Source organism: Psychrobacter sp. T6-1, from assembly GCF_052258445.1.
On record NZ_JBQQFC010000302.1, the window covers coordinates 1 to 2867 of the forward strand.

Sequence of the window (2867 nt, forward strand, 5' to 3'; positions counted from 1 at the left end):
TTTAACGGGCATAACGAGCAAGCAGGACTACGGCGCACGCATAACGTTGCGCCCATATCCATCATCGCTTGCGCAAAAAGACCTGACTGCTCCTTTGGGGTTAAGCGCTCTGCCAATGCCCACAGCTCTTTGGTCGTGGCGGATTTGGTAATATCACCTTCTATACCAGCCCAGCGCGTCAGTACCCGTTTGACATTACCATCACAGATCACGCCATATTTATGGAGTCCCATTGCCATAATCGCGCCAGCTGTTGACGGACCAACGCCTGATATTGCCTCCCAACCCTCTAGAGTTTGCGGATAACTGCCAGTCTCATCGATAACCTCAACCAATTGCTTCGCGCCTTTGTGCAAGTTGCGCGCGCGAGCGTAATAACCCATACCTGCCCAATGCTCAGCGATCACCTCCCAGTCCGCTGCCGCTAAATCATGTACTGTCGGAAACGAGTCCATAAAACGTGCAAAGTAGGGCAGGACGGTCTTCACCTGCGTTTGCTGAAGCATGACTTCAGATAACCAAACGATATAAGGATTGGGCGTGTCGGTTTGATGCTGTTGCCAAGGTAAGTCGTGGCGACCGCTGGTTTCGAACCAGTTTAGAAGGTGCGGGGCGAAGGTGCTTAGAGCGGTATCAGACTGAGAGAAGGGAGTAGGCAAGCGTATTCCTTATGAATTAAAATAATATTTTGTAGGTGATGACTAAGGTCATTTATGGGGTGTAATGAGAGTTGATGCAAGGAGGTAATGAGTGTTCATTAGTGCGCTGGCCATACTCTACATAAGCCAATCTCAGAAGCATAAAAAAGATTTAAAGCAGCAAAAAATACCTACTATCAGTAACGAACAGATAGGTAATATAAGACAAGATATAAATGACTTCGATAGGTGACCTATAAGCATTTAAATCCTTTTAACAAAGTCGGTAAAGTATTTAATGTAGTAAAAATGACTTTGTAGTGACTAATAAATTTAGTCTGCCCAGCTCAAACATTTATCTCCGTTTCTAATGAGATAAGCTTTAATTTGAAAATTATAGTATTTAGCGTATAAATCTGCCAAGATGTTGAATTGATGCTGCTTATAATTTTCATATCCATGTGTAGTTCCTATTATTGGAACAATATCGTCATCGCTAACGCATCCTCGCTTTATTTCGGGAGTGTAGGGACCACCACTGTAAGTGGCATAAACGTGTAAATTACCCTTTGAAATCGCTTTCAGAGCATCAGCTGTAGGATCTGCACTGTACAGATAATCCGAACTAAATGGTTGTTTAACTTCACTGCTACAAGCAACTGCTAAGCAAAAGAACAAAAACAGTATAATTGATTTAATTACCAAAACTTCCTCCATGCTCTGCGTTTGGATGACGAACAATAGAATTTTTGTATAATTGCCTCATAATAGTATTTTGATGGACTATTGATAAATGGTTGTAGAAAAGTTTACCGTGAGTGCTATAATTCTTTATATGTCCAAGTTCATGTGCAAGAACCTCTGTTAAGTTAGGTTTATAGACACCTTTACCATCCGCACGATCTGCACGTACAAAGTAAGGATCTTCATCCTGCATATTAATCTCTACATCCATAATAACCTTATCAACCCTCTCTGTTTGTTTCCAAATTGCCCACCATTCAGGTTCGTTGATAATTTCAGATGTCATTTTAGGTATAGTTTGACCAAATACACCATTACCCTTTCCTAAGGTAACGCCAAGAATTCTATCGTCATTCTGTATCACTGATACTATGTACTGGCCATGAGAGGTAGATATAATTTCATCAAAGGCTTTTTGTAAGTCTTTATCTCCTCCAAGGTAAAATTTAGTTGTATCTAATTTACTTTTACCTGTATTAGGACCTGCCCAAAGTCCACCGTCTTCCAATGCTTGTTTAGTAGATACTTCGACCCAAATCAATAAATCATCATCAGATATAACTGTCTCAGAGCTTTCATCAGGAGCTGTAAAGCTTGCAAACACCGCCTCAGGATCTGACTTAGGAAAAACCAAAGGTGCTGGTTGTTCAAACATTGGCGCAGGCTGCTCAACGCCCATTACCTCAAAGTCCGACTCCACAAATGAGTGCTGAATAGCGATGAGGGTAGCACCGCAACTTGTCACATCACCGCCGCGTGCGATCGGTGCGCCGTCTACAATAAAAGTAGGGTCGCCCGTGAGGATAGTAGTGAGTTTTTTGCACTTTTTACAGACGACTTTATCGCCTTTACGTGAGACTTGAACGCCGTTGTGAGTCGTATGTGGGGATCCAGTAATGACTTCGCCGCCGTGCGTAGTGGTTGCGCCTACTGTGATATAAGCTGCCATAATGTTATCCTAAAGAATGGTCTTAAGAGTTAATTCATTAAATGGACTTGCATAAAATATTGCTTAGAGACTCAATAGTTAATCAGAATAGTAAACAAATATCAATTATATTTTGAGTAAGGTAATTGCGCTAAAGGAGGGAGTGCACGCTACATTTACGGTCGATAGTGAAAAAATCGTGATGTCACCGCTAGCCCCGATTGACGCGGATATACTGACGGTTTGAGTGAGTTGCAATAGCTAGGTTTTGAGGGGGCTACGCGGAGCAAGAGACACATCAAACCTAAGCTAGTGCCTCAATCAGACTGACAGATAGAAGCGAAAAGCGGGAGTGGCTACTTTGTCGAAATGACCCTTTAAAGCTACTTCCGATTCTTCCTTGCCCGCTTTTTACGCAAGCGTTTTTCTTCTAGTTTGGCTTCTTTTTTCGCTTCTGCTTGTGCGCGTAACTCCTCTACCAATAATAGCTCCGCCTCGCGCATTTTGGGTGTTTCAAGCGTAATATGGCCTAGCGTACCACTGCGCAGCTCATTGAC

At 42.6% G+C, this 2867-nt stretch carries 3 protein-coding genes; all 3 read right to left on the reverse strand.

Annotation, left to right across the window (positions count from 1 at the left end; translation table 11 throughout):
• Positions 1 to 659: A/G-specific adenine glycosylase (locus tag ACTXGO_RS11970; RefSeq protein WP_443574686.1), on the reverse strand; the 659-nt coding region annotated here is incomplete at its 3' end.
• A 312-nt stretch (positions 660 to 971) separates the two neighbouring features.
• A complete protein-coding gene (locus ACTXGO_RS11975) occupies positions 972 to 1343 on the reverse strand; it encodes a hypothetical protein (RefSeq protein ID WP_443542773.1) in 372 nt (123 codons plus the stop codon).
• On the reverse strand, positions 1333 to 2331 hold the full coding sequence (locus ACTXGO_RS11980; RefSeq protein ID WP_443542775.1) for a PAAR domain-containing protein: 999 nt from the start codon (positions 2329 to 2331) through the stop codon (positions 1333 to 1335). The genes ACTXGO_RS11975 and ACTXGO_RS11980 overlap by 11 nt, the downstream gene beginning before the upstream one ends.
• Positions 2332 to 2867 lie beyond the last annotated feature (536 nt).

What these genes read in the sequence shown, in the direction of transcription:
- ACTXGO_RS11980 (WP_443542775.1), bottom strand. Translation starts at nt 2,331, where the DNA reads ATGGCAGCTTATATCACAGTAGGCGCAACCACTACGCACGGCGGCGAA.